Annotated in this window: 20 protein-coding genes; 13 read left to right on the top strand and 7 right to left on the bottom strand. The window is 63.5% G+C overall.

Annotated elements, in window-relative coordinates:
• Nucleotides 1-7: 7 nt before the first annotated feature.
• The 4 genes from P3T42_RS13400 to P3T42_RS13385 form a co-directional block, all read right to left on the bottom strand.
• The gene (locus tag P3T42_RS13400; protein ID WP_074302117.1) at nucleotides 8-445 is read right to left on the bottom strand and encodes a DUF2844 domain-containing protein; all 438 of its coding nucleotides are present in this window, start codon (nucleotides 443-445) and stop codon (nucleotides 8-10) included.
• Between the two features lie 172 nt (nucleotides 446-617).
• The gene (locus tag P3T42_RS13395) at nucleotides 618-1,994 is read right to left on the bottom strand and encodes a DUF3443 family protein (protein WP_429306319.1); all 1,377 of its coding nucleotides are present in this window, start codon (nucleotides 1,992-1,994) and stop codon (nucleotides 618-620) included.
• Nucleotides 1,995-2,374: 380 nt separating this feature from the next.
• Nucleotides 2,375-2,698, bottom strand: a complete 324-nt coding sequence (locus P3T42_RS13390) for a rhodanese-like domain-containing protein (RefSeq protein ID WP_074265535.1) — start codon at nucleotides 2,696-2,698, stop codon at nucleotides 2,375-2,377.
• 8 nt (nucleotides 2,699-2,706) lie between these two features.
• Nucleotides 2,707-3,360: a protein-L-isoaspartate O-methyltransferase family protein gene (locus tag P3T42_RS13385; RefSeq protein ID WP_429306318.1), complete on the bottom strand. Its 654-nt coding sequence runs from the start codon at nucleotides 3,358-3,360 to the stop codon at nucleotides 2,707-2,709.
• 234 nt (nucleotides 3,361-3,594) lie between these two features.
• Between P3T42_RS13385 and P3T42_RS13380 the strand changes: the two genes are divergently transcribed.
• The 7 genes from P3T42_RS13380 to P3T42_RS13350 all read left to right on the top strand — a co-directional run bounded on the left by P3T42_RS13380 (nucleotide 3,595) and on the right by P3T42_RS13350 (nucleotide 11,315).
• Entirely contained in the window at nucleotides 3,595-4,635 is a 1,041-nt protein-coding gene (locus P3T42_RS13380) for a LacI family DNA-binding transcriptional regulator (RefSeq protein ID WP_429306561.1), read from the top strand.
• Between the two features lie 3 nt (nucleotides 4,636-4,638).
• A complete protein-coding gene (locus P3T42_RS13375; RefSeq protein ID WP_429306317.1) occupies nucleotides 4,639-6,126 on the top strand; it encodes a sugar ABC transporter ATP-binding protein in 1,488 nt (495 codons plus the stop codon).
• The gene (locus P3T42_RS13370; protein ID WP_074302112.1) at nucleotides 6,107-7,120 is read left to right on the top strand and encodes an ABC transporter permease; all 1,014 of its coding nucleotides are present in this window, start codon (nucleotides 6,107-6,109) and stop codon (nucleotides 7,118-7,120) included. Before P3T42_RS13375 ends, P3T42_RS13370 begins: the two co-directional genes overlap by 20 nt.
• 90 nt (nucleotides 7,121-7,210) lie before the next feature.
• On the top strand, nucleotides 7,211-8,173 hold the full coding sequence (locus tag P3T42_RS13365) for a substrate-binding domain-containing protein (RefSeq protein WP_074302111.1): 963 nt from the start codon (nucleotides 7,211-7,213) through the stop codon (nucleotides 8,171-8,173).
• A gap of 58 nt (nucleotides 8,174-8,231) precedes the next feature.
• Complete coding sequence (locus P3T42_RS13360) at nucleotides 8,232-9,290, top strand: sugar phosphate isomerase/epimerase family protein (protein ID WP_074302110.1); 1,059 nt, start codon at nucleotides 8,232-8,234, stop codon at nucleotides 9,288-9,290.
• 112 nt (nucleotides 9,291-9,402) lie between these two features.
• Complete coding sequence (locus tag P3T42_RS13355; protein WP_429306316.1) at nucleotides 9,403-10,554, top strand: Gfo/Idh/MocA family protein; 1,152 nt, start codon at nucleotides 9,403-9,405, stop codon at nucleotides 10,552-10,554.
• 53 nt (nucleotides 10,555-10,607) lie between these two features.
• A complete protein-coding gene (locus P3T42_RS13350) occupies nucleotides 10,608-11,315 on the top strand; it encodes an NAD(P)H-binding protein (protein ID WP_074302108.1) in 708 nt (235 codons plus the stop codon).
• A 52-nt stretch (nucleotides 11,316-11,367) separates the two neighbouring features.
• Here P3T42_RS13350 and P3T42_RS13345 read toward each other — a convergent pair whose 3' ends face one another.
• From P3T42_RS13345 to P3T42_RS13335, 3 genes are all read right to left on the bottom strand, one after another.
• Complete coding sequence (locus tag P3T42_RS13345; protein ID WP_074302107.1) at nucleotides 11,368-11,625, bottom strand: hypothetical protein; 258 nt, start codon at nucleotides 11,623-11,625, stop codon at nucleotides 11,368-11,370.
• Nucleotides 11,626-11,732: 107 nt separating this feature from the next.
• A complete protein-coding gene (locus P3T42_RS13340) occupies nucleotides 11,733-12,893 on the bottom strand; it encodes an ABC transporter substrate-binding protein (RefSeq protein WP_429306315.1) in 1,161 nt (386 codons plus the stop codon).
• A gap of 179 nt (nucleotides 12,894-13,072) precedes the next feature.
• Nucleotides 13,073-14,014, bottom strand: coding sequence for a CysB family HTH-type transcriptional regulator (locus tag P3T42_RS13335; protein WP_074302105.1), 942 nt, complete (start codon nucleotides 14,012-14,014; stop codon nucleotides 13,073-13,075).
• 217 nt (nucleotides 14,015-14,231) lie between these two features.
• Here P3T42_RS13335 and P3T42_RS13330 point away from each other — a divergent pair, with 217 nt between their 5' ends.
• The 6 genes from P3T42_RS13330 (at nucleotide 14,232) to cobA (ending at nucleotide 20,428) form a co-directional block, all read left to right on the top strand.
• Entirely contained in the window at nucleotides 14,232-15,911 is a 1,680-nt protein-coding gene (locus tag P3T42_RS13330; RefSeq protein WP_429306314.1) for a nitrite/sulfite reductase, read from the top strand.
• Nucleotides 15,912-15,934: 23 nt separating this feature from the next.
• Entirely contained in the window at nucleotides 15,935-16,480 is a 546-nt protein-coding gene (locus P3T42_RS13325) for a DUF934 domain-containing protein (protein ID WP_074302103.1), read from the top strand.
• Nucleotides 16,477-17,217: a phosphoadenylyl-sulfate reductase gene (locus P3T42_RS13320; RefSeq protein ID WP_429306313.1), complete on the top strand. Its 741-nt coding sequence runs from the start codon at nucleotides 16,477-16,479 to the stop codon at nucleotides 17,215-17,217. The genes P3T42_RS13325 and P3T42_RS13320 overlap by 4 nt, the downstream gene beginning before the upstream one ends.
• Nucleotides 17,218-17,302: 85 nt before the next feature.
• Nucleotides 17,303-18,265 (top strand): sulfate adenylyltransferase subunit CysD, encoded by a 963-nt coding sequence (cysD, locus tag P3T42_RS13315; RefSeq protein WP_074302754.1) that lies wholly within the window; start codon nucleotides 17,303-17,305, stop codon nucleotides 18,263-18,265.
• An 18-nt stretch (nucleotides 18,266-18,283) separates the two neighbouring features.
• Nucleotides 18,284-19,600, top strand: coding sequence for a sulfate adenylyltransferase subunit 1 (locus P3T42_RS13310; RefSeq protein ID WP_171991779.1), 1,317 nt, complete (start codon nucleotides 18,284-18,286; stop codon nucleotides 19,598-19,600).
• A gap of 72 nt (nucleotides 19,601-19,672) precedes the next feature.
• Nucleotides 19,673-20,428 carry a uroporphyrinogen-III C-methyltransferase gene (cobA, locus tag P3T42_RS13305; protein WP_074302752.1) on the top strand — a complete coding sequence of 252 codons (756 nt, stop codon included), beginning with the start codon at nucleotides 19,673-19,675 and terminating at the stop codon, nucleotides 20,426-20,428.
• The last annotated feature ends 219 nt before the right edge of the window (nucleotides 20,429-20,647 follow it).

Below are 20,647 nucleotides of genomic sequence, written 5' to 3'. Positions count from 1 at the left end.
GTTCGTCTTACTGCAGATCGTCTGCATTGACGCCGGCGGGCACGAGGCGCGGGACATACGCCTTACCGAAGAAATTGCCGGGCCGGCCGGCGGACTGAATCACGAGATCGCCGCTGCGCTCGATCATCGGACCGGTGCCGTGGGCACGTCCTTCGCCTGCGGAGACAAAGCGCTGAAAATAGCTGCCGAGCAGCGCGCTCATATCGGGCCGCACCGGACCCTGCCACGTGACGGCGAAGACGACGTTGTCCGGCAGCGTGTACTCGCGCACGGTGACGCCGTCGGCATCGACGGATGCATGCACGGAGTAGGCTGCCGTGGTCTGGAGCATCGAACGAAGCCCCTTCGGAGCAGACGAGGCCGCGCCCGGCGCGCCACCCAGCGTCGCGTAAGACGCGAGCGGCAATAACGTTGCAATCGCCAGCGCGATCTTTACAAATTTCATCACATTGCTCCGAAAAATAGGTCGGAGCATGTTGCCAGCGAGCGGCGAGCCAAACGGTCGGAAACGTCTTAAAGCGAAGCCGGAAAGCGCTTCATTGACGGTGCCTGGATAAAGCTGACCGGCGGAGGCCGCACGACGTCTGCCCGCCGGCACGTAGCACGGTAGCCGCGCGTTAGAAGGCCACGAACGGCCCGGCCTGCGCGCCGACCTTCGCGTTCTCGAGTACGGTGTACACGGTGCGGCCATAGAAGAACGGCAGCCCCCAGAGAACCATCCCCGACGCGTTCATACCAAAGTTATTGAAGGCCGCATTGCCGCTCGCGTACAGATTATTGGCGTTAGCGATCTCGAACGGGACGTTGATCGGCGTACCGGCTCCGCTCGCAGCCTGGAAGATCGCGGCAAGCGCAAGCGGCGCCGCAGGCACGTAGAAGCCGTTCGAGATTGGGATTGCGCTGTCCGGGAAGACGAACATGTTGGTGCCGCTGTCCACCGCGCTCACGGTGAGCAAGCGGCCCTTATAGACGCTGGTGAAATAGCCGTATTGATTCAGCGGCAGGATATTCACGCCCGATGGCATCGTGTTGTTCTGCTGCGTGCCGATGCCGAATATCACTTGTCCCGTGGCGCCGCCCGCTCCCGCGGACGACAAACCCGGCAAGCGGATGATCGTGCCGTTGTTGTCGCTGGGGAACGCGGCAACCGGGTTCATCGGCTGTTTGCTCACGGCCACGCGGGTATTGGTGCATGAGGTGGCGCTCGAGCAATAGTAGAACGCCGCGGGGTAGATCGTGTTCGCCGAAGCCGCGTGGTCATACACCAGATTGCTGATGCCGACGATGCCGTTGCCGCCCAAGGCGCTCACCGTGCTGAGGTCCTTGCCGCCGCGCGCGCTGCAATCGGTGGGCACGGCAAACTTTGCGTCGCCTATCAGCTGGACGGGTATCACGCTCGAGGTTTCACCGCCGATCGTCACCGCGGCCCGCTTCACCGAGCCCCACGTGAAGCCGGAGCCGAACGTCGCGCATTGCGCGATCGGCGCGTTGCCGCCTGGGTCGTCGGTTGCGCCGGTTTGCGCCGGCATCTGCGCGGCGAAGGCGCTGCTGAGCGCGCTGGCTACCACTCGCACGCCGCTCGAACCGGTGTCGAGGATCATGCGGTCGACCGTCGCGCATTGACTGCTGCCCTGTGCGTTAGACGCACACAGCGTGATCGTCACATACGGCTGGTTGATCATGGTCTTGCCGTCGACGGTGATCGTTGCGGTATTCGACCCACTGACCGGCGTAATGGTGGCCGGCCCGTTGGCTGGGGCATTGGTCGGATTGGCCGGCATGGTGCCGCCCGGTGTGCTGTTGCTGGTGGACGAGCCGCTCCCCGAATTGGCAGGCCAACTGGGGGCGGCAGGCGAGTTAGGCGTGGCCGGCCAGTCGATGGCCGAGTTGCCCGAGGCGTTACCGTTGCCTGCGCTGCCGCCTCCGCCACAGGCTGAAAGCGCCATACTGAAGGCAAGCATCGCAACGCCGAGCGTCGAACGGGATGTTTTCATGGTCTCTTGCTCTACGGGAATCGACGCGCGTCACTGCGGATCGAACAGGTCGCAGCATGGTGCCAGAGACGTTGCTGAGGATACCTTGGGAAATTTCTGGAGCGATCAAGCGAAACATCGCCGCGTTCAGCGATTAGCCGAAACGCGGGTAAAGGCGGAGGCGCGGAAGATCGTGAAGCAGAGGGGAGTACAGGACGGGAGCGTACGCGCCGTTGTGGCGCCTGCAGCGCTGCTGTTGCGATGGCTGGGGGATTCTCAACGCGCTGGAGGGTGCCTCATGGAGAGGCCTGCCTCACAACCAGGTGCAACCAGGAAAACATCAATCGGACTGCACAAGCCGCAGCTAAAACGACCGCGGCCCGTGCACAACCCGACTCAAATCAATACGTCGGTACAGCCGGATCAACCTGGCGCGACCACGCATCAATCCCACCCTGCAGATTGAACACGTTCTTATGTCCGCGCGATTCGAGGAACATCGCCACTTGCGCACTGCGCGCGCCGTGATGGCAAACACACACGATCTGCGCGTCGTCGTCGAGTTCTTCGCTGCGGGCCGGAATCTCACGCATGGGAATCGACACGGCGCCGGCGATCGACGCCGTCTGGATTTCCCACGGTTCGCGCACGTCGAGCAGCACGGGCGCGGGACGCGATTGATCGGCAAGCCATTCGGCCAGAGCGGGAGCGGTCAGGTTTTGCATCAGTGGTCTCAGAACTTGAAGCGCGGCGGCTGCAGAGCGTTGATCAGCGGTTCGACGTAAGTCTCGAACACATCGGCAATGCGGTACTGCTTCTCGTCGATGCGCGTAATGATCTGCGCCTTCATCACCGGTGCGGTGCCCACGAACGCCGCCAGACGGCCGCCAATCTTCAGATGCTCGAGGATTTCTTGCGGCAGGACGGGCAGGCCGCCCGAGACGCAGATCACGTCGTAGGGTGCAGCCGTCGGCCAGCCGCGCGAGGCGTCGCCGGTGACGACTTCCGCATTCAGCACGCCGTTGGCGGCCAGATTGGCCTTCGCCAGTTCGGCGAGTTCCGGCTCGATATCCACGCTCAGCACGTGCTGCGCGCGGTTTGCGAGCAGCGCCGCCATGTAACCCGACCCCGCGCCGATTTCCAGCACGCTCTCATGCTTCTTCACCGCCAGTTCCTGCAGCACGCGCGCTTCGACGCGCGGCGCCAGCATGTGCTGGCCGGCCGGCAGCGGCACTTCGAAGTCGACGAAAGCCAGTTCGCGGTAGACCGTGGGGACGAAATTTTCACGCTTGACGATCGACAGCAGGTTCAGCACGTCCTGGTCGAGCACTTCCCAGGGACGGATCTGCTGTTCGATCATGTTGAAACGCGCTTGTTCGATATTCATGGTGGATTCGGCGGTTCGGTTTAGGTGCGACTCGTGGGGGTTCGGGACAACTTCGGAATTGTACCAAACCGGGGGCGAAACCCGTCTCCTGACGGGCAACAGGGCGGCAATCCGGGGCCAACCTGGTGCCAACCCGGCCCGTGTTAATCCCTACAAGACGGTCCTTGCGATTCGCCGGACCATCGCTCAAAAATGTAATCGATTACATTTTCGCGGCAAAAAAACGTGGCCCGACTGCCTCAATCTGAAACTGACGAACCCCGAACCGGAAGCCCGCCGTCCGACGGCAATTCCATTGCGGGCGTCGCCGAGCAGGCCGGCGTGTCCGTGGCGACCGTGTCGCGGGTCCTGAACGGCCACTCGAACGTGCGTCCCGCCACGCGCGACAAGGTGCTGGCGGCGGTGGACGCGAGCGGCTACCGCGTCAACGAACTCGCCCGCAACCTGCGCACGGCTGAGAGCCGCCTGCTGCTGACGATGGTGCCGGACGTCGGCAACCCGTTTTACGCGGAGATCGTGCGCGGCATCGACGGCGTGGCGCGCCAGCACGGCTATTTCATGTTGCTGTGCGACACGGGTGCCGATCCCGGCCGCGAGCGCAGCTACTTCGACCTGCTGCGGCGGCGTCGCGCGGACGGCGCCATCTGTCTGGACCCGGCCACCGTGCAGCAGGCGCTCGCCGAGGAATCGGGCGCGCTGCCGTGGGTGGCGTGCTGCGAGTTCGATCCGGCGGTCGGCGTGCCGTACGTGGGGATCGACAACTACCGCGCGGCCGGCGACGCCGTGCGTCATTTGCTGGCGCAAGGGCATCGGCGCATCGGCCTGATCAATTCCGACGTCGCCTACCTCTACGCGCGGCAACGCCAGCAAGGCTACCTCGACGCCCTGCGCGAAGCCGGCATCACGCCCGACGAGCGCTGGCGCATGAACCTGAACAGTCTCGACTACGAAGCGGGGGCCTCGGCCGCCGCGCTGCTGATGTCGCAACGCGACGCGCCGAGCGCCATCTTCGCGGTGTCGGACACACTGGCGATCGGCGTGATCCACGGCCTGCGCAGTGTCGGCAAGCGCGTGCCGGACGACGTCGCGGTGGTCGGCTTCGACGATATCTCGCTCGCAGCGCAGATCGACCCGCCGCTTACGACCATCGCGCAGCCCATGCGCGAGCTCGGCGAAACCGCCGCGCGCCTGCTGCTGCAGCGCCTGGCCAATCCGCTGGCCAACGTGCCCGGCGTGCTGTTGCCGCACCGGCTCGTGATTCGCGGGAGTGCGTAAGCCATGAGCCTCGCCGTGCGCTTCGACGACATCCGCAAAGACTTCGGCCCGGTGCGCGTGCTGCATGGCGTGAGTTTCGAACTGACGCCGGGCCGCATCTACGGATTGCTGGGCGAGAACGGCGCGGGCAAATCGACGCTCATGAAAATCCTCGCCGGCTATGAGGCGGCGACCACCGGCACGCTGCTGATCGACGGTCAGGCGCAGCAGTTCGCCAGTTCGCGCGAGGCCGAAGCGGCGGGCATCGTGCTGATCCACCAGGAGTTCAACCTGGCGGAGCATCTGTCGATTGCGCAGAACATGTACCTGGGGCACGAAAAACGCCGTGGCTGGCTGCTCGACGATGCGGCGATGCGCGCGGAGGCAACGCGCTATCTCGCGCAGGTGGGCTTGAAGAAACCGCCGGATACGAAAGTGCGCGAGCTGATCGTCGCGGAAAAGCAGATGGTGGAAATTGCCAAGGCGTTGTCGCGTAACGCGCGTCTGCTGATCATGGACGAGCCCACGGCCACGCTCACCCCATCCGAGACCGAGCGCCTGTTTGCGCTGATGACGAAACTCAAGGCCGAGGGCGTGACGATCATCTACATCTCGCACAAGCTCGATGAAGTCGAGCACATCACCGACGAGGTGATCGTGATGCGCGATGGCCGCTTCGTCGCGCGCGGCGCGACCGCGGGGCTCGCGCGTCAGCAGATGGCGAACCTGATGGTCGGGCGCGACGTGTCCGATATGTTCCCGGACAAGGCCGCGGTGGCGGCTGACGCTTTAGTCGCCCTGAAGGTCGAAGGCCTGGTCGTGCCGGATTGGGTCGAGCAGTTGAGTTTCGAGGTGCGCGCGGGTGAAGTGCTCGGCTTCGCGGGTCTCGTGGGCGCCGGCCGCACCGAAGCCTTCGAGGCCATCCTTGGCCTGCGTCGCCGCAGCGCGGGGCGCATCGAGATTGGCGGCCATGTCGTGGAAGTGAAACGGCCGCTCGATGCGATGCGCCACGGCCTCACGTATCTCAGCGAGGACCGCAAAGGCAAGGCGCTGCACGTCAATCTGAACCTGCAGGACAACCTCACGCTGATGACGCTCGAGCAGTACGCGCATCCGTTGCTCGATCTGAAAGCGGGGCGCGTGGCGCTCAAGCAGGCCGTCGCGGACTTCGGCATTCGCACCGGCGACCTGTCGAGCCGCGCCCGCATGCTCTCTGGCGGCAATCAGCAGAAGCTCGCGCTCGCCAAGTTTCTGCAGCCGAGGCCGAATGTGATCGTGCTCGACGAGCCGACGCGCGGCGTCGATGTCGGCTCGAAGCGCGACATCTATTTCCTGATTCACCGGCTCGCCGCGCAAGGGCGCGCGGTGATCGTCATTTCATCCGAACTGATCGAGCTGATCGGCCTGTGCCATCGCGTCGCCGTGATGCGTGCGGGTCGCCTGCAGGCCACGCTCGATCTCGACCACCTGACCGAAGAGGAGTTGATCGCCCATGCGACCGGCACCCACTGAAGCCGCTCAAGCCGGCCGCGCGATGCGTCTCGCGCATCATCTGTACGGGCTGGGGCCGCTGGTGGGCCTCGTCGTGCTGTGCATTGTCGGCACCTTGCTCAATCACGATTTCGCCACCGTCGACAACCTGATGAACGTGCTTACGCGCACGTCGTTCATCGGCATCATCGCGGTCGGCGAGACCTTTGTGATCATTTCCGGCGGCATCGATCTGTCGGTCGGTTCGATGGCCGCCTTGATCGCCGGCAGCATGATCTGGCTGATGAACGGCTTGTCGGCGGGTGTCGGCGGACACACCTTCGCGCCGCTTGCGATCATCGCCATCGGCATTGCGCTGGCGTTTGTCCTCGGCGGACTGTTCGGCTGGGCGCATGGCCTGCTGATCACCAAGGGGCGTATCGAGCCGTTCATCGTCACGCTGGGCACGCTCGGCATCTTTCGCGCGGTGCTCACGTGGCTGGCCGACGGCGGCGCGCTCACGCTCAACAACTCGCTGACCGATCTCTATAGTCCCGTGTATTACGCGAGCCTGCTCGGCGTGCCGGTGCCGATCTGGGTGTTTCTGGTGGTGGCGGCAGGCGGCACGCTGATCCTGAACCGCACCGCGTTCGGCCGGCACGTGCAGGCGATCGGCTCGAACGAACAGGTTGCGCGCTATGCCGCGATTCGCGTCGATACGGTGAAGATCGTGACTTACGTACTCCTTGGTATATGTGTGGGCGTGGCGACGGTGCTCTACGTGCCGCGCCTCGGTTCGGCCACGCCCACTACCGGCATCCTGTGGGAGCTGGAGGCGATCGCGGCGGTGGTGGTCGGCGGTACCGCGCTCAAGGGCGGCGAGGGGCGCGTGATCGGCACGGTGATCGGCGCGATCCTGCTGTCGGTGATCGCGAACATTCTGAATCTCACCAGCATCATCAGCGTGTATCTGAACGCGGCGGTGCAGGGGGCGGTGATTATCGTTGTGGCGTTTTTGCAGCGCGGGCGGCGGTAAAGAGGAGCAGTGGGCACATGCAGGCATGGCGGCAAGCAGTTCAATAATCCTTGGCGCACGAAAGCGCCTCATAAACACTGGAGACACACCATGAAGCAGGTCATTCGAGCGATCGGCGCCGGCGTGCTGGCGTTGGGGATACTAGGGGCCGCCGGCGCAGCGCGTGCCGACGACAAGGTTATCTTGGGCGTGGCGATCCCGACGGCCGATCACGGCTTTACGGGCGGCATCGACTGGTGGGCGAACAAGGCCAAGGAGGACATGGAGAAGGCGCATCCGGACCTGAAGGTGATCCTCAAAACGTCGGCGAGCGCGCCGGAGCAGGCCAACCAGTTGCAGGACATGGTCACCGTCAACAAGATCAACGCACTCGTGATCTTCCCGCATGAATCGGCTTCGCTGACGCAGCCGGTGGCGCAGGTGAAGAAGAAGGGCATCTACGTGACGGTGGTGGATCGCGGCCTGACCGACACCAGCGCGCAGGATGCGTACGTGGCCGGCGACAACACGGCATTCGGCAGGCTGGCCGGCGAGTACTTCTGCAAGAGCCTGAACGGCCAGGGCGACATCGTCGCGTTGCGCGGCATTCCGACCACGCTCGATAACGAACGCTATAGCGCGTTCACCGAAGCGTTGAAGGCCTGCCCCGGCGTGAAGGTGCTCGACGCCAAATACGCCAACTGGAATCGCGACGATGCGTTCAAGGTCATGCAGGACTACCTGACGCGCTTCAAGCATATCGACGCGGTCTGGTCCGCCGATGACGACATGTCGGTGGGCGTGCTCAAGGCCATCGATCAGGCGAAGCGCACCGACATCAAGGAAGTGCTGGGCGGCGCCGGCTCGAAAGAGATGATCAAGCGCGTGCTGGACGGCGACAAGCTGATCAACGCGGACGTCACGTATTCGCCGAAGTTCATCTACGACGCCATCAAGCTGACCGCCGAAGCCCGTCTGAAGGGCCAGACGCTGCCGGCGAAGACGATTGTGCCGTCGGTGCTCGTCACGAAAGACAACGCGAAGGACTACTACTTCCCGGATTCGCCGTTTTAACGCGCTGGGCCGCGCGCCCGGCGGCGTGCGGCCCAGCCTTTGACCGAGGAGCGACACGATGAAGACCATCAAGGGACCGGCGATTTACCTGGCCCAGTTCCTGGGCGACAAGGCGCCCTTCGACACGCTGGAAAACATGGCCACGTGGGCTGCGAGTCTCGGCTACGAGGGCATTCAGGTTCCCGTCGACGCGCGTCTGATCGACCTCGAACAGGCCGCGGCGAGCCAGACGTATTGCGACGAGCTGCTGGGCGTCGTGGCCGACGCCGGTGTCGAGATCACCGAACTGGCGACGCATCTGCAGGGCCAACTGGTGGCGGTGCATCCTGCCTACGACCTGCTGTTCGACGGCTTCGCCGCGCCGCACGTGCGGGGCAATCCGCAAGCGCGTACCGAATGGGCGATCGCGCAACTGAAGCTGGCGGCGCAGGCGTCGCGACGACTCGGGCTCGACACGCATGTGTCGTTTTCGGGCGCGCTCGCCTGGCCGTATGTGTACCCGTGGCCGCAACGGCCCGCGGGTCTCGTCGATGCCGCGTTCGATGAGCTGGCGCGCCGCTGGACGCCGATTCTCGACGCGTTCGACGAGGTGGGTGTGGATGTCGCCTACGAATTGCACCCGGGCGAGGATCTGCACGACGGCGTGACCTTCGAGCGTTTTCTGGAGCGTTTGAGCGGAACGCGCGGCCAGCGCCGCGCGAACATCCTGTTCGATCCGAGCCACTACGTGCTGCAGCAACTCGATTACCTCGCGTTCATCGACATCTATCACGAGCGCATCAAGGCCTTCCATGTGAAGGATGCGGAGTTTCGTCCGACCGGCAAGGCGGGTGTCTACGGCAGTTACAGCAACTGGACCGAACGCCCAGGGCGGTTCCGCTCGCTCGGCGATGGCCAGATCGATTTCGGCGCGATCTTCTCGAAGATGGCGCAATACGATTATCCGGGCTGGGCCGTCCTCGAATGGGAATGCGCGCTGAAGCATCCGGAAGATGGCGCGCGCGAGGGCGCCGAGTTTATTCGCCGCCACATCATTCGCGTCGCCGAACATGCGTTCGACGACTTCGCGGGCAGCGGCGTCGATACAGCGCAATTGAAGCGCGTGCTGGGCATCTGAGCGTCGGAGCGTCGTTGCGGCGAACGCTAGCGTCACCTGCGCGCGGCGACGCGGGCCTGAGCGACCTGAGCGACTTGAGCGACTTGGGCGCATCATCAAAGGAGTTTCTTCCATGACACGAAAGTTACGGCTGGGCATGGTCGGCGGCGGGCAGGGCGCGTTCATCGGCGCGGTGCACCGGATCGCCGCGCGCCTCGACGACCGCTTCGAACTGGTGGCGGGCGCGTTGTCGTCCGATCCGCAGCGCGCTCACGCGAGCGCGGCGGAAGCCGGCATCGCTCGCAGCTACGCGGACTGGCGCGAGATGGCGCAGACGGAAGCCGCGCGCCAGGACGACGGCATCGACGCGGTGGCGATCGTCACGCCGAATCATCTGCATGCGCCGGTGGCGACTGCGTTTCTCGAAGCGGGCATCCACGTGATCTGCGACAAGCCGCTCGCCGTGTCGCTCGCCGAAGGACAGGCGCTGGCCAGGCTCGCGCACGAGAAGAGGCGGCTGTTCGCGCTGACGCATACGTATTCCGGCTATCCGATGGTCCGTCACGCACGGGAACTGGTTGAGGCCGGCGAACTCGGCGCGCTGCGCGTCGTGCAGGTCGAATACGCGCAGGACTGGCTGGCGGAGCCGATCGAACAATCCGGCACCAACAAACAGGCCGGCTGGCGCACCGATCCGCAGCAGGCCGGCCCGGCAGGGTGCCTCGGCGATATCGGCACGCATGCGTATCACCTTGCGTCGTTCGTGACCGGGATGAAGCCTAAATGGCTCTCGGCCGAATTGCACACCTTCGTGCCTGGCCGCCGCGTCGACGATCACGTGCAGGCGATGCTGCGCTACGAGAACGGCGCGCGCGGCATGCTGTGGGCGAGCCAGGTGGCGAGCGGCGCGGAGAACGCGTTACGGTTGCGCGTCTACGGCACGAAGGCGGGTCTCGCCTTCGATCAGGAGAACCCCAACGAACTGTGGTTCACGCCGCTGGGCGGCGCAGCGCAGCGTCTCACGCGCGGGCGGGTGACGAGCGCGATCGCGGCGCATGCCACGCGTGTGCCGGCGGGGCATCCTGAGGGCTATCTGGAGGCGTTCGCGCAGCTCTATCAGGACGCTGCCTTGCAGATCGAGGCGCTGAATGCGGGCAAAGCGCCTCCGCCCGAAAGCCGGCTTCTCACGACCGTCGACGACGGTGTTGCGGGTCTGCATTTCATCGAGGCGGTACTCGCGAGCAGCGCGGCGCAAGGACAGCTTCAGGAAGTGCGAGCCGGGTAAGGGTTTTGTCGACGCGGTAAGATGCGGCGGTGCCCCTTTTTACGGACTCACGCATGTCGACCTCCTTCGCGTCCAGTCAGGCCAATGTCGTCCGCAAACAGACCGTGTTGCTGCTTGGCGGCACGGGCCTCGTCGGGAGTGCGTGCCTGCGCCTGCTCGCCCGCGACGACCGGGTCGGCGAGGTGCGCATGCTGGTGCGGCGGGCGTCGGGTGCGGCGGTGACGGGGTCGGCTGCGACCAACCGGGTCGTCGAGCATGTGATCGACTACGATTGGCCCGACGCGGATTCGGACATCTTCAAGGTCGATTCGGTGATCTGCGCACTGGGCACGACCATCCGCACGGCCGGATCGCAGAACGCGTTCCGTAAAGTGGACTACGAGTATCCGCTGCGGATTGCCGGCATTGCGCGCCGCCATGGTGCGTCCCACTTTGCGATTGTCAGCGCGATCGGCGCCGATGCGCACGCGCGGACTTTTTATAGCCGTGTGAAAGGGAATGTGGAGGACGGGCTCAAGAAACTCGACTATCCGGTGCTGACCATCGTACGGCCTTCGTTCCTGATGGGCGAGCGCACCGAGAGCCGGCCGCTGGAGAGCGTCGCGCGGCACCTTGGCGTGTATTTGCCGCTGAAGTGGCGCTCCGTTTCCGTCGAGCGGGTGGCGCGGGCGCTGGTGACCGAGGTGCTCAGCGACGATACGCGTGGCGTCAATATCATCGAGAACGATGCGCTGCATCGCGCGCCGCCGTTGTGCCGTTAGCGGCCGGGTTCGGCTCGCGCCAGGCGCCTGACGTGGCCCACTCGGGCAGGTTTCAGCTCTTGCTCTTCCTGATCTGCTCTTCGAACGCGAGGTCGAGCTTGCTCGCCTTGCGCGGCTTCGGCGGACCGAACGCGTCGACGAATTTGACGAAGTCGTCGAGCGTTAGCGGGTCGGAGACTTTCTTGTCGGTGCCGCTCGATTTGTCGACGAGATAAAACAGCCCGCCGGACAGGCTGATCGCCGCAAACTGCGGATTGCCGCTGCGGGTTTTCAGCCGCTCGACGGCGTGGATGGCTCGGGTGGTGCGCATGGTGGGGACTGCTGGAGGGGAGAAAGACGACTACTGTAACAACAACGCGTCGCCGCTGCGTGGTTCCGCGAGCCTTCCGGCCGCGGCCCACCCAGATCATTGACCGCTCACTGACTCAAATACGTAAACTTCCCGTCCTTGATAATCCCCATCACGCTCGCCCGCTGATCCAGCCCGACGTGATCCTTCGCGCTGGTATTGACCACCCCGTTCGGCACCACCAGTTCATGCGCGTGTTCCAACTCATCGCGCAGCGCGACACGAAACGCTGGAGTCCCCGGTTGCGCCGTCTTCAGCGCCCGCGCCACGGCATCCTGCAAGCGCGGATACACGCCGGCCGCATCGCCGGCAAACTGCGTGACCGAGCCGGGACCGTACTTCGCCTCATACGCGTTGACGAAGGCTAGCGCAGCCTTCTTCGCCGGATGATCGGCCGGCAGCGTGCGCGCCACCACCACGGGCTGCGTGGGGAACAACGTCCCTTCGACATCCTTGCCGCCCAGCTTGATGAATTCCGGCGTCGCGATACCATGCGTCTGGTAAATCGGGCCCTTGAAGCCGCGTTCGATCAGCGTGCGCTGCGGCAACACGGTCGGCGTCCCCGCACCCGCAATCAGAATCGCATCGGGCTTGGCCGCCATCACCTTCAGCACCTGACCCGTGACGCTCGCATCCGTGCGGTTGAAGCGCTCGGTGGCAACTAACTGGATGTGGCGCAGCGCCGCGAACTTCGAGAACTCGTTGAGCCAGCTTTCGCCGTAGCCGTCGGCAAAGCCGATGAAGCCCACCGTCTTGACGTTGTGGTTCGACATGTAGCGGGTCATCACGTCGGCCATCGCGCTATCGGTTTGCGCCATCTTGAAGGCCCACACGCGCTTGCCTTCCTGCGGTTCGACGACGCTCGCCGAGCCGATCAGCGTGATCATCGGCGTCTGGCTGTCCGCGACCGGGTCCAGCGCGGCCATCGCGGCCGGCGTGATATTCGGCCCGACGATCACGTCGACGTGGTCCTCGTTGATCAGCTTGTGGATATTGCGCACGGCGGCGCCCGGGTCCGAGCCGTCGTCGAGGATGATGTAGTCGGCCTTCTGTCCGGCAATCGTGTCCGGCCACATCAGCATGGCGTTCTTGCTGGTAATGCCGATCACGGCTGCAGGGCCGGTGCTCGACAGATCGATGCCGACTTTCAGGTCGGCATGTGCGGCCGTTGCGGCCAGCAGGGCCCCGAGCGCGGCGATGCCGCGCAGGCTCTTTTTATACGACATCATCGAAAATCTCCGTAGCGGGAAGCGGAAATTGAAGCGGCTCAAAAAGCGCAATGCAAGAGTTTGGCAGGTGCGAAGCGACAGGTTTGGGGGCACGCGCCAAGAAAACGCCGGGCCGCCCCAAGTTTTCTTGGCACCCCCTCGGGGGGCCTGGCGCGAAGCGACAGGTTTGGGGGCACTCTTCACAGCTCGTAGCTTTCGTGTTCGCCCTTGAGCGCCTGTTCGATCAGCTTGCGGTTCATGCTCGGCGACAACAGTTCGACGAGCGTATACACATAGCTGCGCAGGTAAGCCCCCTGTTTCAGCGCCACACGCGTGACGTTGCTGCCGAACAGATGGCCCACCGGCATGGCCCGCAGGTGGCGGTCGCGCTCGGCGTTGAAGGCGATATCGGCCATGATGCCGACGCCCAGCCCCAGTTCGACGTAGGTCTTGATCACGTCGGCGTCGATCGCCTCCAGCACGATGTCCGGCGCGAGCCCGCGCAGCCGGAACGCCTCGTTGATCTTGGTGCGGCCCGCAAACGCGTTGTCATACGTAATCAACGGGAATTGGCTCAGATCGTCGAGCGACAGCAGCTTGCGGTCGAGCAACGGGTGATCCGGCTGCATCACGGCGACGTGGTGCCACTGGAAGCAGGGCAGCGAGACCAGCTCCTTATAGTTGGCGATCGCCTCGGTGGCGATCGCCAGATCCGCCTGGTCGTGAATCACCATCTCCGCGACCTGCGTGGGGCTGCCTTGCAGAATCGAAAGGTGAACTTTCGGGAAGCGCTTCTTGAATTCGGCGATGGCGGCCGGAAGTGAGTAGCGGGCCTGCGTGTGGGTGGCGGCGATCACGAGGTTGCCCTGGTCTTGCGCCGCGTAATCTTTACCGACGCGCTTCAGGCTCTCTACCTCCTGCAGGATCTTCTCGACGGAAGCGAGGATAATGCGCCCCGGTTCCGTCAGCGAGCGCACGCGCTTGCCGTGCCGGGTGAAGATTTCGACGCCCAGCTCGTCTTCGAGCTCGATGATCGCCTTCGAGACGCCAGGCTGGCTTGTATACAGTGCCTTGGCCGCTTCGGTGAGGTTGAAGTTCTGCCGCACGGCCTCACGCACGAAGCGGAACTGGTGCAGGTTCATATATAACCTCTGAGCATATCAAAAGAATTTTTTAGTCGTTTGAAGTATATGGGGAGTTTATTACTATTTCCCCATCTTTTTCAATATGGATATCTGTTTTTGTCATTAGCAAATGAGCGGGGGGTCTCGAAGGTCCCGCTCAGCCGCACTGGCAAAGGCTGAGGTCTTTGCGTGGCGCAACCGGAGCGCTGCGTGTAACGCAAACTGGGGTCCCCGAATGTACCAATACGATCAGTACGACCAGACCATCGTCGATGAACGGGTCGCGCAATACGCCGATCAGGTTCGCCGCCGCTTGTCGGGCGAATTGAGCGAAGAGGAGTTCCGTCCGCTGCGCCTGCAGAACGGCCTGTACATGCAGCGCCATGCGTACATGCACCGCATCGCGATTCCGTACGGCAACCTGCGCAGCGACCAGATGCGCGTGCTGGCGCAGATCGCACGCGAACACGACCGCGGTTACGGCCATTTTTCGACGCGCTCGAACATCCAGTACAACTGGATCCAGCTCGAAGAAACGCCGGAAATCCTGCGCAAGCTCGCTGCGGTGCAGATGCACGGCATTCAGACCTCGGGTAACTGTATCCGTAACATCACTGCCGACCAGTTCGCCGGCGTCGCGCCCGATGAGTTCGTCGATCCGCGTCCGTGGGCCGAAATCCTGCGTCAATGGTCGACGTTCCACCCCGAATTCGCCTGGCTGCCGCGCAAGTTCAAGATTGCCGTGTCCGGTTCGAAGGAAGACCGCGCGGCCGTGCAGATCCACGACATGGGCGTGTATCTGAAGACCAACGAGCAGGGCGAACTGGTGGCCGACATCCTGGCCGGTGGCGGCATGGGCCGCACGCCGATCATCGGCGCGATCATTCGCCGCGATCTGCCCTGGCAGCATCTGTTGACCTATTGCGAAGCCGTGCTGCGCGTGTACAACCGCTACGGTCGCCGCGACAACATCTACAAGGCGCGCATCAAGATCCTGGTGAAGGCGTTGAGCCCGGAGAAGTTCTCGGCCGAAGTCGAAGAGGAATGGCAGCACCTGAAGGACGGCCCGTCCACGCTGACGCAAGCCGAAGTGGACCGCGTGTCGCAATACTTCCAGCCGCCGCAGTACGACAATCTGCCGGACACCGACGCCTCGTTCGAAAAGCATCTGCTGGAAAACCGCGGCTTCGCCCGCTGGGTGGAGCGCAATGTGCGTCCCCACAAGGTGACCGGGTATGCTTCGGTGACGTTGTCGTTGAAGCCGACCACGATCGCGCCCGGCGACGCCACGGATGCGCAGATGGAAGCCGTGGCCGACTGGGCCGACGCGTATTCGCTGGGCGAGATTCGCGTGTCGCACGAACAGAACCTGATTCTGGCGAACGTGAAGAAGCGCGATCTGTTCGACCTGTGGGAAAAGGCCAAGGCGCAAGGTTTTGCGACGCCGAATATCGGTTTGCTGACCGACATCATCGCCTGCCCGGGCGGCGATTTCTGCTCGCTGGCGAACGCGAAGTCGATTCCGATTGCCCTCGCGATCCAGGAACGCTTCAACGATCTGGATTACGTGTACGACCTCGGCGACGTGTCGCTGAACATTTCGGGCTGTATCAATGCCTGCGGTCACCACCACGTCGGCAACATCGGCATTCTGGGCGTCGATAAGGACGGCTCGGAGTGGTATCAGGTGACGCTCGGCGGCGAGCAGGGGACGGGCGCGACGGGCGCGCATCTCGGCCGTGTAATCGGCCCGTCGTTTTCGGCGGAAGAGATGCCGGACGTGATGTCGAAGGTGATCGATACGTTCGTGGAGCATCGCATTGAAGGCGAGCGCTTCATCGAAACGTACAACCGCATCGGCATGACCCCGTTCAAGGAACGCGTGTACGCATCGCGTCAACCGGCTCACGCGTAACCGAGACAAAGGATACTGAACAGATGGCTTCTATCATCAAGAACCGCACGATCGTCAACGACGACTGGACGGTGGTGCGTGCCGCGGAAGACGGTGCCTTGCCCGCAGTGGACGCGTTGCCGGCCGGCAAGCTGATCGTGCCGCTCGCGTTGTGGCAGGCTGAGCGGGAGGCCTTGACGGCCTCGCGCAGCGCCGCTGAAATCGCCGTGTGGCTCGCGCCGGACAGCGAACCGGCTGACATCGTGAACGACTTCGACAAGATTGCGTTGATCGCCGTGGACTTCCCGGTGTTCCGCGACGGCCGCGGCTATAGCATTGCGCGCCTGCTGCGCGAGCGTTATGGCTACAAGGGCGAAGTTCGCGCGATCGGCGACGTGCTGCGCGACCAGTTGACGTTCATGTTCCGCTGCGGCTTCGACGCGTACGCCTTGCGTGCAGACAAAGACCTGCACGATGCACTGAAAGCGTTCGACGAATTCACCGTGCAGTATCAGGGCGCCGTGGACAACCCGTCGCCGCTGTTCCGCCGCCGCGAAGCAGCGGCTGCTGCGCAGAAGGCTTCGGTATGACTGCCGCTGCGTCTGTGAAGCCCGAGCTGGCTGCGAAGATCGAGCGCCTGAATGCGTTGCTCGATTCGATCGCGGCGCGCCACGAGAACGTGAAGTTCGCCAGCAGCCTCGCGGCCGAAGACATGCTGCTCACTCACGCAATTCTTTCGCGCGACGTGAAGATCGGCATCTTCTCGCTGAACACCGGCCGCCTGCATGCGGAAACGCTGGGCATGCTCGACCGTGTGAAAGAGCGCTATGGCTACGCGATCGAACAGTTTCATCCGCAACAGGCATCGGTCGACGAGTACGTCGCGTCGCATGGCCTGAACGCGTTTTACGAAAGCGTCGACCTGCGCAAGCGTTGCTGCGAAATCCGCAAGGTCGAGCCGCTGAACCGTGCACTGTCCGACGTGAGCGCGTGGGTCACGGGCCAGCGTCGCGAACAGTCGGTGACGCGTGCCGAACTGCACGAGGAAGAGCACGACGCGGCGCGCAATATCGCCAAGTTCAATCCGCTGACGGACTGGACCGAAGCCGATGTGTGGGCGTACCTGACGGCTTTCGACGTGCCGGTCAATCCGCTGCATGCGCGCGGTTATCCGAGCATTGGCTGCGAACCGTGTACGCGGGCGATTCGTCCCGGCGAGGACAGCCGGGCAGGACGCTGGTGGTGGGAATCGCGCGATACGAAGGAATGCGGCCTGCACATCACCACGATTCCAATTGCCGTCGTCAGCGAAAACGCTTCCGCCTGAACGCCGAAGCCGGTTTCGATTCTCGATAGAATATTTGCGTGACGCGGGCAACCGCCTGCGACACGAACTCACGAAGGACCCGAACATGAGCACCACGCTCGATTCCACTGTCAACGCACCGCTCACCAACACGGCGAACCGGATGGATCACCTCGACTGGCTCGAAGCTGAATCGATTCACATCCTGCGCGAACTGGTCGCCGAATGCAGCAAGCCCGCGTTGTTGTTCTCGGGCGGCAAGGACTCGGTCGTTGTGCTGCATCTGGCGTTGAAGGCATTCGGCCTCGGCGCGAACCGCAAGACCGTGCTGCCGTTTCCGCTCGTGCACATCGACACCGGCCATAACTATCAGGAAGTGATCGACTTCCGCGATCGCCGTGCTGAGGAAATCGGCGCGGAGCTGGTGGTGGGCCACGTCGAAGATTCGATCAAGCGCGGCACCGTGCGCCTGCGCCGCGAGACGGATTCGCGCAACGCCGCGCAAGCGGTGACGCTGCTCGAAACGATCGCCGAACATGAATTCACCGCGTTGATTGGCGGCGCGCGCCGCGACGAAGAAAAGGCCCGTGCCAAAGAGCGGATCTTCTCGTTTCGCGACGAATTCGGCCAATGGGATCCGAAGGCGCAGCGCCCGGAACTGTGGAGCCTGTATAACGCGCGTCTGCACAACGGCGAACACCTGCGCGTGTTCCCGATCTCGAACTGGACTGAACTGGACGTGTGGCAATACATTGCCCGCGAGCAGCTCGAACTGCCGTCGATCTATTACGCGCATCAACGCGAAATCGTGCGCCGCAACGGCCTGCTGGTGCCGGTCACGCCGCTCACGCCGATGCGTGAAGGCGAGACGAGCGAAGTTGCCCAGGTGCGCTTCCGCACGGTGGGCGACATTAGCTGCACCTGCCCGGTGGAAAGCGACGCCGACGATCTCGAGAAGATCATCGCCGAAACGGCCGTGACCGAGATCACGGAACGCGGCGCGACGCGGATGGACGATCAGGTGTCCGAAGCCGCGATGGAACAGCGCAAGAAGCAGGGTTATTTCTAAGCACACGAGGGTAGTGAAATCATGAGCATTCATCAACCGGAAGACCTCGGCGTGCTGCGCTTCATTACGGCGGGTAGCGTCGACGACGGCAAGAGCACGCTGATCGGACGTCTGCTGTACGACAGCAAGGCTGTTTTGAGCGATCAACTGTCGGCACTGTCGCGCGCCAAGAACAAGCGCACCGTGGGCGACGAAATCGATCTGTCGCTGCTGACGGACGGCCTCGAAGCCGAACGCGAGCAGGGCATCACCATCGACGTTGCCTACCGTTACTTCGCTACGGCGAAGCGCAAGTTCATCATCGCCGACACGCCGGGTCACGAGCAGTACACGCGCAACATGGTGACGGGCGCATCGACGGCGCATGCCGCGATCATTCTGGTCGACGCCACGCGCGTCACGTTTGAAAACGGCGTGGCGCAACTGCTGCCGCAGACCAAGCGCCATAGCGCGATCGTCAAGCTGCTCGGTTTGCAGCATGCGATTGTGGCGATCAACAAGATGGACCTGGTCGACTACAGCGAAACGCGCTTCAACGAAATCCGCGATGCGTATGTCGAGCTTGCGCGTCAACTGGGTCTGAGCGATGTGCGCTTCGTGCCGGTGTCGGCGCTGAAGGGCGACAACATCGTGACGGCGAGCGAACGCATGCCGTGGTACGCGGGCGAGCCGCTGCTGGACCTGCTCGAAGCGTTGCCGGTGGAGATTCCGACGGGCCAGGCGCTGCGTTTCCCGGTGCAGTGGGTGGCGCGCCAGGACGGCAGCCAGGCGGACGATTTCCGCGGCTACATGGGCCGGATCGAAGCGGGCGAAGTGAAGGTGGGCGACACGATCGTGGTGCTGCCGGCGAACCGCGAAGCGACGGTGGCGGAGATCATTGCTCCGGTGCCGGGCGGCACGGCGCAGGTGGACCGCGCTTTTGCGGGCCAGACGGTGACGATTCGCCTGACGGAAGACGTGGACGTGTCGCGCGGCGATACGTTCGTGCTGCGTGCAGCGGCGCCGGAACCGGCGAAGAAGCTCGAAGCCGACCTGTGCTGGTTTGACGACACGCCGTTGTCGACGCAACGCAAGTATTTGCTGAAGCAGACCACGAATACCGTGTTTGCGCGCATTGGCGCGATCAGGCAGGTGCTGGATGTGCATACGCTGTCGCATGCGACGGACCGTCTCGATCTGACGATGAACGACATTGGTCGGGTGGCGTTGACGCTGCAAAAGCCGCTGGTGTGCGACGTGTACGACTCGCATCAGGGCACGGGGGCATTCGTGCTGATCGACGAGGCGACGCACCATACGGTGGCGGCTGGGATGATCCGGGCGTTTTCGGCCTGACGGATCCGCCACGGCTTGATGGGTGTACGCGGCTGCGGTTTTGCACGAACCGGACGAATGGGGTTGAGGCAAATGGGTAAGGTGTATCTGATCGGCGCAGGGCCAGGGGCTGCGGATCTCATCACGGTTCGGGGCGCTCGGTTGCTTGGCGCGGCGGATGTGGTGTTGCACGACGCGCTTGTCGAGCCGGAGATGCTGGAGTATGCGGCGCATGCGCGCAAGATTGCGGTTGGCAAGCGGTGTGGACAGCTTTCCACCGCGCAGCAGTTCATCAACAAGCAGATTGTGGATGCGGCGCGGGAGCATGCAGTTGTTGTTCGCCTCAAGGGCGGCGATCCTATGTTGTTTGGGCGTGCTGATGAAGAGATGCGGGCGCTAGAGGCGGCTGGGATTGAGTATGAGGTTGTGCCTGGGATTACGGCTGCGCTGGCTAGTGCGGCTTCTTTGAAGCGGTCTTTGACGCTGCGCGGCGTGTCTCGTAGCGTTGCGTTGGCGACCCATAGCCGGGCGGCTGATACTCAGGCGATTCGTGAGCAGGTGAATGCGGATTCGCTCGTGTTCTATATGGGACGGGATAGTGGGCCCGAGATTGCTCAGCAGTTGATTGATGCTGGGCGTGATGGGCATACGCCTGTGGCCATCGTCGAAGCCTGCAGCACGGCTCGTGAGCGGATGCTCACACTCACGCTTTCTGCGCTTGCCTGCGGCGAGGCTCAGCAGTGGCTCGATGCTTCTCAGCCTAGTCTTCTTATGATTGGGGAGGCTTTTGCTGTGCGGAATGGGGAGCAGGTGGGGGCTTCCTTGGACGCGTTGCTTAGTGCGGCTTGATAGGGTCTTTGCCTGCTGTGGCTTGGTTTTTGTTGTTGTTCCTATCTTGTTGGCCTTTCCTTGCTTTCTTAGTGGTCTATTAGCGATGCCCCTGTGCGGGGCGGCACTTACTTTCTTTGCCGCCGTGTACAGACTGGAGACATAGCTGACAGGTGTACGGGGACATGGTTGACACTTTCGGGCAATCGAACGCCCGGACCCATCCATGCCCTGGAACGT

The sequence above is a fragment of the Paraburkholderia sp. GAS38 genome, from assembly GCF_050434965.1.
Classification (GTDB): domain Bacteria; phylum Pseudomonadota; class Gammaproteobacteria; order Burkholderiales; family Burkholderiaceae; genus Paraburkholderia; species Paraburkholderia phenazinium_A.
The sequence above is the reverse complement of the archived record's forward strand: the minus strand, read 5'-3'. Positions and strand labels throughout refer to the sequence as shown.

Bases quoted from the DNA above. Each gene is read 5' to 3' on its own strand.
- P3T42_RS13400 (WP_074302117.1), bottom strand. From the start codon at position 445: ATGAAATTTGTAAAGATCGCGCTGGCGATTGCAACGTTATTGCCGCTC.
- P3T42_RS13395 (WP_429306319.1), bottom strand. From the start codon at position 1,994: ATGAAAACATCCCGTTCGACGCTCGGCGTTGCGATGCTTGCCTTCAGT.
- P3T42_RS13390 (WP_074265535.1), bottom strand. From the start codon at position 2,698: ATGCAAAACCTGACCGCTCCCGCTCTGGCCGAATGGCTTGCCGATCAA.
- P3T42_RS13385 (WP_429306318.1), bottom strand. From the start codon at position 3,360: ATGAATATCGAACAAGCGCGTTTCAACATGATCGAACAGCAGATCCGT.
- P3T42_RS13375 (WP_429306317.1), top strand. From the start codon at position 4,639: ATGAGCCTCGCCGTGCGCTTCGACGACATCCGCAAAGACTTCGGCCCG.
- P3T42_RS13370 (WP_074302112.1), top strand. From the start codon at position 6,107: ATGCGACCGGCACCCACTGAAGCCGCTCAAGCCGGCCGCGCGATGCGT.
- P3T42_RS13365 (WP_074302111.1), top strand. From the start codon at position 7,211: ATGAAGCAGGTCATTCGAGCGATCGGCGCCGGCGTGCTGGCGTTGGGG.
- P3T42_RS13360 (WP_074302110.1), top strand. From the start codon at position 8,232: ATGAAGACCATCAAGGGACCGGCGATTTACCTGGCCCAGTTCCTGGGC.
- P3T42_RS13355 (WP_429306316.1), top strand. From the start codon at position 9,403: ATGACACGAAAGTTACGGCTGGGCATGGTCGGCGGCGGGCAGGGCGCG.
- P3T42_RS13350 (WP_074302108.1), top strand. From the start codon at position 10,608: ATGTCGACCTCCTTCGCGTCCAGTCAGGCCAATGTCGTCCGCAAACAG.
- P3T42_RS13345 (WP_074302107.1), bottom strand. From the start codon at position 11,625: ATGCGCACCACCCGAGCCATCCACGCCGTCGAGCGGCTGAAAACCCGC.
- P3T42_RS13340 (WP_429306315.1), bottom strand. From the start codon at position 12,893: ATGATGTCGTATAAAAAGAGCCTGCGCGGCATCGCCGCGCTCGGGGCC.
- P3T42_RS13335 (WP_074302105.1), bottom strand. From the start codon at position 14,014: ATGAACCTGCACCAGTTCCGCTTCGTGCGTGAGGCCGTGCGGCAGAAC.
- P3T42_RS13330 (WP_429306314.1), top strand. From the start codon at position 14,232: ATGTACCAATACGATCAGTACGACCAGACCATCGTCGATGAACGGGTC.
- P3T42_RS13325 (WP_074302103.1), top strand. From the start codon at position 15,935: ATGGCTTCTATCATCAAGAACCGCACGATCGTCAACGACGACTGGACG.
- P3T42_RS13320 (WP_429306313.1), top strand. From the start codon at position 16,477: ATGACTGCCGCTGCGTCTGTGAAGCCCGAGCTGGCTGCGAAGATCGAG.
- cysD (WP_074302754.1), top strand. From the start codon at position 17,303: ATGAGCACCACGCTCGATTCCACTGTCAACGCACCGCTCACCAACACG.
- cobA (WP_074302752.1), top strand. From the start codon at position 19,673: ATGGGTAAGGTGTATCTGATCGGCGCAGGGCCAGGGGCTGCGGATCTC.